The following is a 13,218-nucleotide window of genomic DNA, read 5'->3' as shown; positions in this document are numbered from 1 at the left end:
CGCCGGCGCACCCTCCGGACGGCGGCGCACCCTCCGGACGCCGGCGCGCCCCACAGACGGGGCAGCTCTACAGGGAGCAGAGGTGACCACCGAGCCCCGACGACGGCGCGCGACAATCGGTCGCCGGGGACAGACGGCGGGCCGGGGACAGACGGCGGCCGGGGACCAGGCGGCAGCCGGGGACCAGGCGGCAGCCGGGGACCAGGCGGCGAGTGCCCGGCAGATCACAGGCGCCGGACCGCGGCGACCGAGTGGCGAGGGGCGGGGCTAACGTGAAGGGCGTGGCGCTCTCTCTGGCGATCTCGCCCTGCCCCAACGACACGTTCGTCTTCCACGCGCTCGTGCACGGGCGGGTGCCCGGCGCGCCGCCGGTCGAGGTGACGTACGCCGACGTGGACGTCACCAACACGGCGGCCGAGCAGGGCGCCTTCGACCTGGTGAAGGTGAGCTTCGCGGCGCTGCCCTGGCTGCTCGACGACTACCACCTGCTGCCCTGCGGTGGCGCGCTCGGTCGTGGCTGCGGCCCGCTGGTGCTCACCCGGGGCGACCGCGACGGCGGGCCGGACCGCACCGACCTGACCGGCGCCACGGTGGCGGTGCCGGGTGACCGGACCACCGCGTACCTGCTGTTCCGGCTCTGGTCGGCCGGACGACCGCCGGCCCGGATCGAGGTGGTTCCGTTCCACGAGATCATGCCGGGCGTCGCGGCCGGCCGCTACGACGCTGGGCTGGTCATCCACGAGGCCCGGTTCACCTACCACCGGCACGGCCTCAGCGCGCTGGTCGACCTCGGTGAGTGGTGGGAGGCCGACACCGGCCTGCCCATTCCGCTCGGCGCGATTCTGGCCCGCCGCGGCGCGGTGGACCCGGAGGCCGCGGCCGGCTGGGTCCGCGAGTCCGTCCGGCAGGCCTGGGCGGACCCGGCGGCCAGCCGGGAGTACGTGCTGGCGCACGCCCAGGAGATGGAACTCGACGTGGTGGACCGGCACATCGGCCTCTACGTCAACGAGTTCACCGCAGACCTGGGTGAGGCCGGTTTCGCCGCGGTGGCGGCACTGCTCGACCGGGCCGCCACCGCCGGGCTGGTGCCTCAGACCTCCAGCTCGTTCGCCACCGCGTGGACCAGCTGAGCGATCTTCTGCGCGGTCTTCTTGTCCGGGTACCGGCCCCGACGCAGGTCCGGCTGGACCTTCGCCTCCAGCAGCTTGATCATGTCCTCGACGAGACCGTGCAGTTCCTCGGCCGGTCGACGGCGCAACTCGGCCATCGACGGCGGCGCGTCCAGCAGTTTGACGCCCATGGCCTGCGCGCCCCGGCGGCTGTCCACCACGCTGAAGTCGACCCGCTGGCCACCCTTGAGGTCGGTGACACCCGCCGGCAGCGCCGCCTTGGACAGGAACACGTCGCCGCCCTCGTCACTCGTGACGAAGCCGTATCCCTTGGCCGTGTCGTACCACTTCACTCGACCCGTAGGCACCTGAAAACCCCTGCTTCACTTGAGCCGCTACTGCTCCAAGGCTAGCTGGATCATGTCGTCGAGCGCCGCCGGGAATTGGGTGAGGTCGTTCAACACGACTTCCGCGCCTGCCGCGCGCAGCTCGTCCGGAGAGCACGGGCCGGTCGCCACGCCGATCCCCGGCACCCCGGCCGCCCCCGCCGCCACCATGTCCGCCACATGGTCGCCGACGTAGTGGGTCGCGTCGTGCTCCCGCAGAGCTGTCGCCTTCTGCTCGGCGAACAGGTCACCGGCCAACTCGTCGACGGTGAGACCGAGGTGGTCCAGGTGCAGCCGGGCCAGCCGGCCCATCTTCGCTGTGACGACCAGCACACGGCCGCCCCGGGCCCGGATGGCGTCGATGGCCTCCCGCGCGCCCGGCAGCGGGACCGTCGGGGTGATCGCATACGCCGGGTACAGCTCGCGGTACGCGCGAACGGCCGACTCGACCTCTCCCGGCGGGAACCAGTACGCCAGCTCGGTGCGCAGCGGCGGCCCGAGCCGGGACACCGCCAGGTCGGCGTCCACCGGCACGCCCGTCCGCGCGGTCAGCGCCTCGAAGGTCGCGGCGATGCCGGGGCGGGAGTCGACCAGGGTCATGTCGAGATCGAAACCGACGGTCAGTGCGGGCATGCCGAGAAACGTACCCGTCGACACCTGCCCAGCCGAACGTCCGAGGGGCGCGGAAGCCCGGTGCCGGGCTAGCGTGGAAAGACGATGACCACCTCACTCGCCGACCACCTGCGGTCGCTGCCCGACGAGTCACTGGCCGCGCTCCTCCAGCTGCGGCCGGACCTCGTCGTGCCCGTGCCGGCCGACGTCTCCGCTCTGGCCATCCGGGCCCAGTCCCGGGTCTCGGTGGCTCGTGCGCTGGACGGGCTGGACCAGTTCACCCTCCAGATCCTCGACGCCGCCCGCCTCACCCGGAACCCGGACGACGGCACCACGGCCACCGACACTGTGCTCGCCATGGCGACCGCAGGGCCGCAACCGCCGGCCCCGACCGCTGTCCGGGCCGCCGTGGGCCGGCTACGCGCGCTCTTCCTGCTGTACGGCCCGGAGCACGCACTGCAGGTGCTGCCAGCCGTCGACGAAGTCGCCCCGTACCCCGCCGGGCTCGGTCGACCGGCCGCGGAGCTGGACCCGCGCACGGCCGAGCTCTGTGCGGACCCGGCGAAGCTGCGGCGGACGCTGCTCGCCGCCCCGCCCTCGGCCCGGGCGATCCTGGACCGGTTGGCGGCCGGCCCGCCGGTGGGCAGCGTGCCCCCGGGCGCGTTGCAGGCACCGCCGCTGGGCGCGGAGGACCCGGTGCTCTCCGACCCGACCAACGGTGGCGCCCCGGCCGGCTCCCCCGTGCGGTGGCTCGTCGACAACCGGCTCCTGGTCCCCGTGACGACCGGGTCGTCGACGGCCGCCGGCACTGTGGAGCTGCCCCGCGAGGTCGGTCTGCTGCTGCGCCGGGACAGCGGCCCCCTCGGGCCGCTGCGCACCAGCCCACCGCCGGTGGCCGCCGCCCCCCGCGAGCCGAAGGCGGTGGACTCGGCCGGCGCCGGGCAGACGATGGAGGTGGTCCGGCACACCGAAGGGCTGCTGGAGCAACTCGCCGACGAGCCCGCGCCGGTGCTGCGCTCAGGTGGCATCGGCGTACGGGACCTGCGGCGGCTGGCGCGTACCGCCGGGCTGGACGAGCCGACGACCGCGCTGCTGCTGGAGGTGGCGTACGCGGCGGGGCTCGCCGGCGAGCTGGAGATGCCGGGTGCGACCACCAGCCGGTACGGGGCGGATCAGCAGGTGCTGCCGACCGGCGGGTACGAGGTGTGGCGGGCCGCCTCGCTGGCCCAACGGTGGGAGCAGTTGGCCCGAGCCTGGCTGACCATGACCCGGCAGGTGGGGTTGGTCGGCCGCCGGGACGACCGGGACCGCCCGATCACCGCCCTCTCTGCGGAGGCCGAACGTGCGGGTGTGCCGGCCACCCGGCGGGCGGTGCTCGGCGTGCTCGCCGAGCTGGAACCGGCGACCGCGCCCACACCCGAGGAGGTGCAGGACCTGCTGGACTGGCGGGCTCCGCGCCGCAGCCGAGGCCGGGACGCCGCCCACCGGGAGGTGCTGGCCGAGGCCGCGCAGTTGGGCGTCACCGGGCTGGGGGCGCTCACCTCGTACGGTCGGCTGCTGCTGGGTGACCTGACGTCGACCGACGAGCGGGGAGGCGACCCGCTGGGCGTGCACGCGGACGTCGAGAGCGGTGACCCGTCCGCTGCCGCCCGGGCGTTGGACGCACTGCTGCCCGCCCCGGTCGACCACTTCCTGGTGCAGGCCGACCTGACCGTGGTGGTGCCCGGCCCGCCCGAGCCGGCGCTCGGAGTCGAGTTGGAGGCGATGACCGAGCTTGAGTCGGCCGGTGGGGCCAGCGTCCACCGGGTCACCACGGCCAGCGTCCGGCGAGCGCTCGACTCCGGCTACACGGCCGACGACCTGCACGACGTGTTCCGGCGACGATCGCGTACTCCGATTCCGCAGGGCCTCACCTACCTGGTGGACGACGTGGCCCGTAAGCACGGTGGGCTGCGGGTGGGCCTGGCCGGGGCGTACCTGCGCAGCGACGACGAGACGCTGATCAGCGAGGTGCTGGCGGACCGGCGGCTGGAGTCGCTGGCGCTGCGCCGGCTCGCGCCGACGGTGCTGTGCACGCAGTACCAGGTTGGTCGCCTGCTGGGTGCGCTGCGCGACGCCGGGTACGCCCCGGTGCAGGAGGACGGCACGGGCAGCACCGTGCTGACCCGGCCACGAATCCGACGGGCCCCGCCTCGGGTTTCGGTGACCACCCGGACACTTGACCCGTTGGCCGCCCCGAAGCTGCCCATGCCCCGGCTGCTCGGGGTGGTGGAGCACATCCGGCGCGGTGACGCGGCGGCGCGGGCGGCCCGACGGGCACCGGCGGTGGTGCGTGGCGGTGCGGCAGGGCTGGGCGGCGGCCCGGTGCCGGCGCACACGCACAGCGAAGCCCTGGCGGTGCTCCAGCAGGCGGTACGGGACAAGGCGCTGGTCTGGGTCGGTTATGTCGACGCGCACGGGGCGACCGCGTCCCGCCTGGTCAAGCCGGTCTCGATCGGTGCTGGCTATCTGCGCGCCGAGGACGAACGGACCGAGATGCTGCACACGTTCGCGCTGCACCGGGTCACCGCGGCGGTGCTGGCGGACTGACCGGGTCGGGCCGGGTCGGCCGACGGCGCCGACGCGGGCGCTGTAGGTCAGCGGCGGCTGCGGCGAACCGTGCCGATCACCGAGATGATCAGGAGCAGCGCGAAACCGGCGCCAGCGGACTCCCCGACCGAGTCGACGAAGCCCTGCCGCAGCACCAGCCAGCCGAAGAGGAACCACCCGACGAGGAGCGTCGCCGCGACGGCGTACGCGATCACGGTCGCGCGCGACACCTCGTCGGGCGGTGCCGCCTGCTCATGCTCCACGATCACGTCACGGTCGACCGTCATGCCAAGCCTCCCCGCCCGGTCCGGCCCTGGACTCCCAGCGTGACACTCGTTGGACCGGTCGGACAGGGGGTTATCCCCCCGCGTTTCGCCGCGTGTCGCTCAGGTGCCGGGGCGGCGGCCGATCAGCACCACCCGGGTGCCGACCTTGCCCAGCTCCCACATCCGGACCGCGTCGGCGTGCAGGAGGTTGACGCAACCGTGCGAGCCGATCGGCTTGTCGTGCAGGTAGGTGGTGGTCTCGTGGAAGCCCATGCCCTGGGTGAAGTGCTGCCAGTAGGGCAGCCACACCTCGTACGGGTCGGACCACTCCTTGGGGTTGCGGTAGTTGACGGTGAACGTGCCGGCCGGGGTGCGGTAGCCGGACATACCGGTGCGGGTCACCGTCGGCTCCATGATCACCTTGCCGCCGCGCATCGCCCAGACGGTCTGCCGGGTCAGGTCCACGCAGAACGTGAGGCCCGTGCCGGCCTTGCAAGCGGCCGGGTCGGTGGTGGCGAGGCGTTGGGCCACGTCGTACGTGGTCGGTCCGGCGCGACCCTCGACGGGGCGAATGCCGTACCTCTTCTGGAACTTCTTGATCGCCGCGCAGTCGGCGGCGGACTGCCGGCCGTCCACGGTCACCGCCCCGAACCCGCCCAACCGGGCCAGGTAGGTCTCCACCTCGCGCTGGTGCTGGCCCTGCGGGCAGCCGGCGACGGTCGGCGTGCCGGTGCTGGGTTTCGGCTTCGGCGTTGCGCTGCGTGTGGGTTTCGGCGTCGAGGACCGGGTTGCCTTCGGCGTGGGGCTGGGCGCGGCCGGCGTGGGCCGGCCGCGCTGGTCCGGGCCGGGCGTGTCGCTCGCCCCCGTTGCCTGGTCCGCCGCACCGGCTGGGGCGGCTCCCCCGCCACCACTCCCACCGGACTGCGGATCGAACGTGCACGCACCAGCACCGACCAGCACGACCATCAGCAGGGCGACCAGCCGAGAGGTGCTCCGAACATGCTTCATGGCAGCTCCCCCTGACAGTCGTCCCTTTGCTAGACGTTCGTCAGTGCCGTCCCGGTTGCACCTGGTGAGCATCTTTCTTCCGACAGCCGGCATCGTGCAACACTGGATGGTCGGCCAGCAGCGGGTATGCGACCCGCCCGGGCCGGACGGCCAACCGAGGAGAGGACGCTCGCGTGAGCGGTGGACCACTGATCGTGCAGTCGGACAAGACCCTGCTGCTGGAGATCGACCACCCCGACGCGCAGGCGTGCCGGATGGCGATCGCACCGTTCGCCGAGTTGGAGCGCTCGCCGGAGCACGTGCACACCTACCGGCTGACCCCGCTGGGCCTGTGGAACGCCCGGGCCGCTGGGCACGACGCGGAGGGTGTGGTCGACTCGCTGCTCAAGTACTCCCGCTACCCGGTGCCGCATGCGCTGCTGGTCGACGTGGCCGACACGATGGACCGCTACGGCCGACTCCAGCTCGCCAACGACCCGGCGTACGGGCTGGTGCTGCGCGCGCTGGACCGCCTGGTGCTGATCGAGGTGGCCAAGAGCAAGAAGCTCGCCGGGATGCTCGGCGACAAGATCGACGACGACACCATCCGGGTGCACCCGTCCGAGCGTGGCCGGCTCAAGCAGGCGCTGCTCAAGCTGGGCTGGCCCGCGGAGGACCTGGCCGGGTACGTCGACGGTGAGGCGCACCCGATCGAGCTGGCCGAGGCCGGCAAGGACGGGCGCAAGCCGTGGACGCTGCGGTCGTACCAGCGGGAGGCCGTCGAGGCGTTCTGGGCCGGCGGGTCGGGTGTGGTGGTGCTGCCCTGCGGCGCCGGCAAGACCCTGGTCGGCGCGGCGGCGATGGCCGAGGCGAAGGCCACCACTCTGATCCTGGTCACCAACACGGTCGCCGGCCGGCAGTGGAAGCGGGAGCTGATCGCCCGCACGTCGCTGACCGAGGAGGAGATCGGCGAATACTCGGGCGAGCGCAAGGAGATCCGCCCGGTCACCATCGCCACGTACCAGGTGCTCACCTCGCGGCGCGGCGGCGCGTTCACCCACCTGGACCTGTTCGGGGCCCGCGACTGGGGCCTGGTCGTCTACGACGAGGTGCACCTGCTGCCCGCGCCGATCTTCCGGTTCACCGCGGACCTCCAGGCCCGCCGTCGGCTGGGCCTCACCGCGACTCTGGTACGCGAGGACGGCCGCGAGGGTGACGTGTTCAGCCTGATCGGCCCGAAGCGGTACGACGCGCCGTGGAAGGACATCGAGTCGCAGGGCTGGATCGCCCCGGCCGAGTGCACCGAGGTCCGGGTGACCCTGACCGACGCGGAGCGCATGTCGTACGCGACGGCGGAGGCCGAGGAGCGGTACCGGATGGCGGCAACCGCCCGCACGAAGCTGCCCGTGGTCAAGGCACTGGTGGACCGACACCCGGACGACCAGGTACTGGTGATCGGCGCGTACATCGACCAACTGCACCAGCTCGGCGAATATCTCGACGCCCCGATCATCCAGGGTTCGACCACGAACAAGGAGCGGGAGCGACTGTTCGACGCGTTCCGCACCGGTGAGATCCGCACGCTGGTGATCTCCAAGGTCGGCAACTTCTCGATCGACCTGCCCGAGGCGGCGGTGGCGATCCAGGTGTCGGGCACGTTCGGATCGCGCCAGGAGGAAGCACAGCGGCTGGGTCGGGTGCTCCGGCCGAAGGCCGACGGCCGGCAGGCCCACTTCTACACGGTCGTGTCCCGGGACACGATCGACACGGAGTACGCGGCACACCGGCAGCGCTTCCTCGCCGAGCAGGGGTACGCGTACACGATCGTGGATGCCGACGACGTCCTCGGCCCGAAGCTCCCGACCGTCGACTGACCCGCGCGGCCTTGATCGACTCGGTCTACTGAAAGTCGCGGTGTCCTAGGCACGCCGACACCCCGTCTTTCGGGAAGCCGAGTTGATCGACGGCAGGACGAGGGGCCGGCGAGTCGCAGTCAGCGACCCGCCGGCCCCGACGGCCAACCAGAGGGGTTATCCGGCGCGGAACGCCACCCAGGCGTCGCTCATCCGGTCGGCCTGACCCGGCGTGAACATGTTCATGCAGGAGTCCTGCGTGTAGTCCATGAAGTTGTGGATCGGGTCCAGCCCGGGCGCGGTGCAGGTGTCCGCGCCCACCGGGCAGTCGAACTGCGGGGCCGCCTCGCGCGGGGTGTCCGCGACGAAGTCGCCGGCCGCGGAGCAGCCGTGCGCGAAGGTGTGCTCCAGCATCAGCCAGTGCCCGACCTCGTGCGTCAGCGTGTCACCCAGGGCGTACTTGCCGGCCGTGCCGCCCGGCATCGACTCGTCGAGCATCACCACGCCGTCGATGTAGTCGCGGCCGTTGTTGTAGCCCTTCGGGAAGTACGCCCAGCCGAGGAGCCCACCGCCGATGTTGGCCGCGTACACGTTCAGGGTCTCCGAGTCGCCGGTGTACAGGGCCCTCTTCATGTCCCGCTCGTTCTTGCCGGGCACGACCGTGTACCAGGCGCTGTTCACCGTCCACGTCGTGTCGACGAGCGAGAACCGGAACGGGGTGTTGGAGGCGTCTCCCGCCGTACGGCCCGCGAACGAGTCGTTGAGCACCGTCATCTGCGCGGCGATCAGGGTGTTCCACCTGGTCGTCTCGGCGGCGGTGAGCGGACGGTCGGAGATCATGTGGAAAACCGTCGGCACGGTGACGCTGCCGTTCGGCAGGCGCGGCGCGTCCTTGATCACGCCGTAGGCGTTCGCCTCGTTCTTGGAATGCAGCTCCGGCTCCTGGGCGGTGGCGCCCTGGGCGACCCGGGCTGCGCTGTGCGCCTCGGTGCCCGGGTCGCAAGCCACGACACCTGGGGAGGCGGTCGCGGGGCCGGCCGTGGCCAGCGCCCCGGAGGCGCCGCCGGAGGCAAGGAACGTGGCGGCGGTCGCGGTGAGGACCGCCAGTCGGAAGGTCGATCTCCTGTACATCGGTGCACCTTTCAGTGAGGGAGCGGTGCGTGGTCGATGACGTCGTTGTTCCGGTATGAGAACATGCCGACGGCATCGACAAAAGACCCTCTGAACAGGGCAGATGCCGATGTAACGGAACAGGACCGGCCGGCGCTGTTTGAGCCGGTCCGGCCCGATCAGAGGAGCCGGGTCACCCGCTCGGCGGCGACGATCGCGTCCCGCCGCGCCGGGTCGAGGTTGGCGCTGATCACCACTGACGCGCCGGCCGAGAGCGGCGCGAGCAACCACTTCAGCGGCTGCTCGGTCTCGGCGGCGTCGACCAGCAGTCGGTCGCCGGCGCGCAGGTCCAGCATCGTGGCGAACTCCTGGGCGAGCGCACCCCACTGGCCGTAGGTGGTGCCGTCCGCTGTGGCCGGATCCGACGGGTGGATGGCGGCGTGGTCGGGCGCGCCGTCGCCGTGCCGAAGCACCTCTGCGGACCAGTCCAACCAGCCCAACGGCACGTCGTCCAGGCGCCCCGGCCCGGTGCCGACGAGATAGCGGTGCGGCGCGTCCGGCACCTCCTCCAGCCAGTCGTCCTGCCGCTCCGGCGTCACGAAAACCGCGTCGAACGGCCGGTCACCGCCGGACTCAAGGACCGGCAGGCCCGCCGTGGCGCGCGGTCGGAACGACACCGCGAGGCCGGAGGCCCAGGCGCCCAGCAACACCGCGGCGGTACGCCAGTGCGGCGGCAGCAGGACCGCTACGCGGCTGCCGGGGCCGAGCCCGCAGCCGTCGCGCAGGAGGCTCGCGCTGCGCGCCGCCCAGGCACCGACCTGCTGTGCGGTCAGGTCGACGCGCTCGCCGGTCGCCTCGTCGCGGTAGCTGAGCAGCGGGTGTTCGGCGTCGGCGGGTCGGGCCGTCAGGTCGGCCGTGACGGTTGGCTGCATCTCCACGCTCCCCGGATCGACGTCGGCACCACCCTACTCAACGACTTTGGTCGCACCGGTCGTCGGCCGATGGCCGTAGCGGCTGGTCGGGTGGCCCGAGCACGGTACGGGTTGACACGCCCAGCGCCGCCGAGGAGCGCCCATGACGGCCGAGCCCCGCCCCACCGACCGCCCCGCCACTGCCCGGCTTCCGCTGCGCCGGCGGCTCCTGCCGGTGCTCGCGTTGCTGCTGCTCGCGCCCTGGGCGGCCGAGTGCTCGTGGGGTGGCTTCGCCATCGACGACTTCGTTCCAGTGCTGATCTTCCTGGGCCCGATGTACGGCGGGGCGGCGATCCTGGTCCGGGAGACCGCCCGGCACCTCGGCGCGGGTTGGCCGACGATCGTGCTGCTCGCCGCCGCGTTCGGCGTACTCCAGGCGGGCCTGGTCGACCAGTCGCTGTTCAACCCCGACTTCCTCGACGACACCCAGTACGCCGACACCCGTGCCGCCGCGGAGGCGACGCTGGTGCCCGGGCTGGAGTTCAGCCTCCGGCAGGCCTTCGACTACGTGGGCAACCACATCGCGCTGACCATCTGCGCCCCGATCGTGCTCGTCGAGTCGTTCCTCGGGGCGGATCGCCGGCTGCGGCCGTGGCTGGGCCGTCCCGGGCTCGTCGTGATCGGCGTGATCTACCTGCTCGGCAGTCTGCTGATCTTCTCGGACAGCAGCGGCCGGAAGGACTTCCTGGCCAGTCCGCTCCAGCTGACCTTCGCCACGGTGCTGGTCCTCGCCCTCGTCGCGACGGCGCTGCTGCCGCGCTGGCGCCGCCCGCGTCCGCGTCGGGTCCGTCGGGTGCCGCACCCACTCTGGGTGGGCCTGCTGGTCGTCCTGGTCCGCTTCGGCACCGACCTGACGCCCGGCTGGGCGGGGGTGGCCATCGCGCTGGCGCTCGCCGCCGCCGTCGGAGCGCTGATCGTGTACTGGTCGTCGCGCAACGGTTGGAGGCAGCGGCACGTGCTCGCCGCCGGCTCGGCGAGCCTGCTCACCGCCGCCGCGTTCGCGTACCTGGTGCCGCCGTACTCTCCGACCTCCCCGGCGGCGGCCCTGGCCGGCGACGTCGCGGTCACCCTCGTCACGCTCGCCCTGATCGGTGGCGCCTGGTGGCGGCTGCGTGCTTCGCCGGCTGTTCGCGTCGCCGCAACCTGATGCGGGACCAGCTCTACGGCGTCACCAAAGCCGCATACCTCCCGGCCCGGCGGACACCGCACATGGACGCAGGGCCGGTGACACAAGGTGATGCCAGGCGCAGCCACCACCCCCACCCCAGGCCCTTTGCTCTGCATACCTATACGCAACGCTAACGCTCTGCGAGCACAGGTTCGGCCGCACCATCGGAGACCAGAAAGGAATCCGCAGCTCATCATCGTGTTGCGTATAGGTAGGCAAAGCAAAGGGAGTTGAGGGGGCTGGGTGAGGCACTGGCGCTTGTCGCGCTCAGTCACGGGCAGCCCGCCGCGCCATCAGCTCAGAGAGGCAGTTCCGGGCCGCCGTCGAGCAGGGGGGCGAGCAGGTCGTCGTACTCCTCGACCCGGGCCAGGACCTCGGCGGCGGTGAACTGGCGAACGGCCGGCTTGCGGCCGCGTGCGCCGGCCTCGACCTCGTCCCAGGTCAGCGGCGTCGACACCGACGGCACCGACTGGGCCCGCAGCGAGTACGGCGCGACGGTCGTCTTCGCCGCGTTGTTCTGACTCCAGTCGATGAAGACCTTGCCCGGGCGGAGGTTCTTCGCCATCTTCGACACGATCAGCTTCGGATGGGCCTTCTCCAACTCCTGGGCGATCCGTCGGGCGTAGTCGGAGACGAGATCCGACGACTGGGTGCCCGCGATCGGGCAGCAGAGCTGCATGCCCTTCTTGCCGGAGGTCTTCGGGTACGACTCGATCCCGTCCTCGGCGAGCCGGTCGCGCATCAGCACCGCCACCGGACAACACTCGGCGAGCCCGGCCGGCGGCCCAGGGTCCAGGTCGACGACCATCATGTCCGGGTGCTCGCCGACCTTCCACTGCGGCGTGTGCAGTTCCAATGCGGCCAGGTTGGCCAGCCAGACCAGGGTGGGCAGGTCGTCGGCGACCACGTAGTCGATGGTCTCCCGGCCCTTCGTCGAGCCGGGCGCCGGGAGGTTCTCCACCCGCACCCAGTCCGGGGTCGCGGCCGGCGTGTTCTTCTCGAAGAACGACTTGTCGTCCACGCCGTTCGGAAAGCGGATCCGGGTGACCGGTCGGTCCCGCAGGTGCGGCAGCAGCACCGGGGAGATCCGGGTGTAGTAGTCGATCACCTCACCCTTGGTGAAGCCGGCCGCCGGGTAGAGCACCTTGTCCAGGTTGGACAACTCCAGCGCGCGGCCCTCGACGTCCACCCGTAGCCGATCAGCCGGCATCGTCGACCTCCTCCGCGGGTTTGTCCGGGCGCAACCGCAGCACCCGGGGGAAGCGCAGTCGACCGTCCGGAGTGCGCTGGCCGTACTTCACCTCCACCACCACCCGGGGTTCTACCCAGATGGCCCCACGGGCATCCTCGCGCGGCACACCCGGCGCGAACGGTGACGCGCCGGACCGCAGCGGCTCCAACTCGGCGAGGAGCTGCCGTTCGATGGCGGCGCCGATCCCACCGCCGACCCGACCCCGGTAGATCAGCCGACCGTCCGGGCCGGGCACCCCGACCAGCAGCCCGCCGATCCGGCGCGCGCCCGGCCGCCAGCCACCGATGACGAAGTCGCCGGTCACCTCAAGCTTGACCTTCACCCAGTCCGGTGAGCGCACCCCCGGGCGGTAGACGGCACCGATCCGCTTGGCCATCACCCCCTCCAGGCCGTGCTCACCGGCCGCCTCGTAGGTGGCCGGACCGTCAGCGAACGTCGGGGGCACCGCCCACCGGGCGCCTCCGAGCGCGAGGGCCTCCAGGGCCTCCCGGCGGCGCTCGTACGGCCAGCCGGTCAGGTCGTCGCCGTTCCACCGGAGCAGGTCGAAGATCATGTACGTCACCGGCATGACCGCCGCCAACCGGGCCGCCTTGTTCCGGTCCCGCACGTGCATCCGCTCGGCCAACGCGGTGAACGACGGTTGCCCGCTCTCGCCGAGCAGCACCACCTCGCCGTCGAGCAGCGCGTCGTCCACCTGCTCGGGCAGGGTGGCCAATTCCGGGTACGCGGCGGTGATCTCCACGCCGGAGCGGGCATACAGGTGCTGACCACCACCGGAGATGTCGGCGAGCGCGCGGACCCCGTCCCACTTGAACTCGTACGCCCAGCCGTCACCGGCCGGGAGCGGCCCGGTCATCGCGAGCATCGGCTTGAGCGGCGCGCCAGGCACGACCCGACTGTAGTAGCAGGCCGAAC

At 72.2% G+C, this 13,218-nt stretch carries 12 protein-coding genes; 4 read left to right on the top strand and 8 right to left on the bottom strand.

Going from position 1 to position 13,218, the window contains the following annotated elements; translation table 11 throughout:
• Positions 1–281 precede the first annotated feature (281 nt).
• Positions 282–1,130 (top strand): 1,4-dihydroxy-6-naphthoate synthase, encoded by an 849-nt coding sequence (locus KBX34_RS28180; RefSeq protein ID WP_088952159.1) that lies wholly within the window; start codon positions 282–284, stop codon positions 1,128–1,130.
• Here KBX34_RS28180 and KBX34_RS28175 read toward each other — a convergent pair.
• Together KBX34_RS28175 and KBX34_RS28170 are read right to left on the bottom strand one after the other, a co-directional pair.
• Positions 1,091–1,477 carry a cold-shock protein gene (locus KBX34_RS28175; protein WP_088951221.1) on the bottom strand — a complete coding sequence of 129 codons (387 nt, stop codon included), beginning with the start codon at positions 1,475–1,477 and terminating at the stop codon, positions 1,091–1,093. The genes KBX34_RS28180 and KBX34_RS28175 overlap by 40 nt on opposite strands.
• A gap of 27 nt (positions 1,478–1,504) precedes the next feature.
• On the bottom strand, positions 1,505–2,128 hold the full coding sequence (locus KBX34_RS28170) for an HAD family hydrolase (RefSeq protein ID WP_210927966.1): 624 nt from the start codon (positions 2,126–2,128) through the stop codon (positions 1,505–1,507).
• Between the two features lie 84 nt (positions 2,129–2,212).
• On the opposite strand from KBX34_RS28170, the gene KBX34_RS28165 reads away from it, so the two are divergent.
• Positions 2,213–4,696, top strand: a complete 2,484-nt coding sequence (locus KBX34_RS28165; protein WP_210927964.1) for a helicase-associated domain-containing protein — start codon at positions 2,213–2,215, stop codon at positions 4,694–4,696.
• Between the two features lie 47 nt (positions 4,697–4,743).
• Here the strand turns inward: KBX34_RS28165 and KBX34_RS28160 are convergent, their stop codons facing one another.
• Together KBX34_RS28160 and KBX34_RS28155 are read right to left on the bottom strand one after the other, a co-directional pair.
• A complete protein-coding gene (locus KBX34_RS28160; RefSeq protein ID WP_210792515.1) occupies positions 4,744–4,983 on the bottom strand; it encodes a hypothetical protein in 240 nt (79 codons plus the stop codon).
• Positions 4,984–5,082: 99 nt separating this feature from the next.
• Positions 5,083–5,970, bottom strand: coding sequence for a L,D-transpeptidase family protein (locus KBX34_RS28155; protein WP_210927962.1), 888 nt, complete (start codon positions 5,968–5,970; stop codon positions 5,083–5,085).
• Between the two features lie 173 nt (positions 5,971–6,143).
• Here KBX34_RS28155 and KBX34_RS28150 point away from each other — a divergent pair, with 173 nt between their 5' ends.
• On the top strand, positions 6,144–7,823 hold the full coding sequence (locus KBX34_RS28150) for a DNA repair helicase XPB (RefSeq protein ID WP_088951217.1): 1,680 nt from the start codon (positions 6,144–6,146) through the stop codon (positions 7,821–7,823).
• A 156-nt stretch (positions 7,824–7,979) separates the two neighbouring features.
• Here the strand turns inward: KBX34_RS28150 and KBX34_RS28145 are convergent, their stop codons facing one another.
• Positions 7,980–8,933 (bottom strand): zinc metalloprotease, encoded by a 954-nt coding sequence (locus tag KBX34_RS28145; protein ID WP_210927959.1) that lies wholly within the window; start codon positions 8,931–8,933, stop codon positions 7,980–7,982.
• Positions 8,934–9,091: 158 nt separating this feature from the next.
• Positions 9,092–9,844, bottom strand: a complete 753-nt coding sequence (locus KBX34_RS28140) for a TIGR03089 family protein (protein WP_210927957.1) — start codon at positions 9,842–9,844, stop codon at positions 9,092–9,094.
• A 142-nt stretch (positions 9,845–9,986) separates the two neighbouring features.
• Between KBX34_RS28140 and KBX34_RS28135 the strand changes: the two genes are divergently transcribed.
• Positions 9,987–11,030 carry a hypothetical protein gene (locus KBX34_RS28135; protein ID WP_210927955.1) on the top strand — a complete coding sequence of 348 codons (1,044 nt, stop codon included), beginning with the start codon at positions 9,987–9,989 and terminating at the stop codon, positions 11,028–11,030.
• 319 nt (positions 11,031–11,349) lie between these two features.
• Here the strand turns inward: KBX34_RS28135 and ligD (KBX34_RS28130) are convergent, their stop codons facing one another.
• Together ligD (KBX34_RS28130) and ligD (KBX34_RS28125) are read right to left on the bottom strand one after the other, a co-directional pair.
• A complete protein-coding gene (gene ligD, locus KBX34_RS28130) occupies positions 11,350–12,261 on the bottom strand; it encodes a non-homologous end-joining DNA ligase (RefSeq protein WP_210927953.1) in 912 nt (303 codons plus the stop codon).
• A complete protein-coding gene (gene ligD / locus KBX34_RS28125) occupies positions 12,251–13,192 on the bottom strand; it encodes a non-homologous end-joining DNA ligase (RefSeq protein ID WP_088951212.1) in 942 nt (313 codons plus the stop codon). The genes ligD (KBX34_RS28130) and ligD (KBX34_RS28125) overlap by 11 nt, the downstream gene beginning before the upstream one ends.
• Positions 13,193–13,218 lie beyond the last annotated feature (26 nt).

The organism is Micromonospora sp. M61 (assembly GCF_018070245.1).
Classification (GTDB): domain Bacteria; phylum Actinomycetota; class Actinomycetes; order Mycobacteriales; family Micromonosporaceae; genus Micromonospora; species Micromonospora zamorensis.
The sequence above is the reverse complement of the archived record's forward strand: the minus strand, read 5'-3'. Positions and strand labels throughout refer to the sequence as shown.

What these genes read in the sequence shown, in the direction of transcription:
- KBX34_RS28170 (WP_210927966.1), bottom strand. Translation starts at nt 2,128, where the DNA reads ATGCCCGCACTGACCGTCGGTTTCGATCTCGACATGACCCTGGTCGAC.
- KBX34_RS28165 (WP_210927964.1), top strand. Translation starts at nt 2,213, where the DNA reads ATGACCACCTCACTCGCCGACCACCTGCGGTCGCTGCCCGACGAGTCA.
- KBX34_RS28160 (WP_210792515.1), bottom strand. Translation starts at nt 4,983, where the DNA reads ATGACGGTCGACCGTGACGTGATCGTGGAGCATGAGCAGGCGGCACCG.
- KBX34_RS28155 (WP_210927962.1), bottom strand. Translation starts at nt 5,970, where the DNA reads ATGAAGCATGTTCGGAGCACCTCTCGGCTGGTCGCCCTGCTGATGGTC.
- KBX34_RS28145 (WP_210927959.1), bottom strand. Translation starts at nt 8,933, where the DNA reads ATGTACAGGAGATCGACCTTCCGACTGGCGGTCCTCACCGCGACCGCC.
- KBX34_RS28140 (WP_210927957.1), bottom strand. Translation starts at nt 9,844, where the DNA reads ATGCAGCCAACCGTCACGGCCGACCTGACGGCCCGACCCGCCGACGCC.
- KBX34_RS28135 (WP_210927955.1), top strand. Translation starts at nt 9,987, where the DNA reads ATGACGGCCGAGCCCCGCCCCACCGACCGCCCCGCCACTGCCCGGCTT.
- ligD (WP_210927953.1), bottom strand. Translation starts at nt 12,261, where the DNA reads ATGCCGGCTGATCGGCTACGGGTGGACGTCGAGGGCCGCGCGCTGGAG.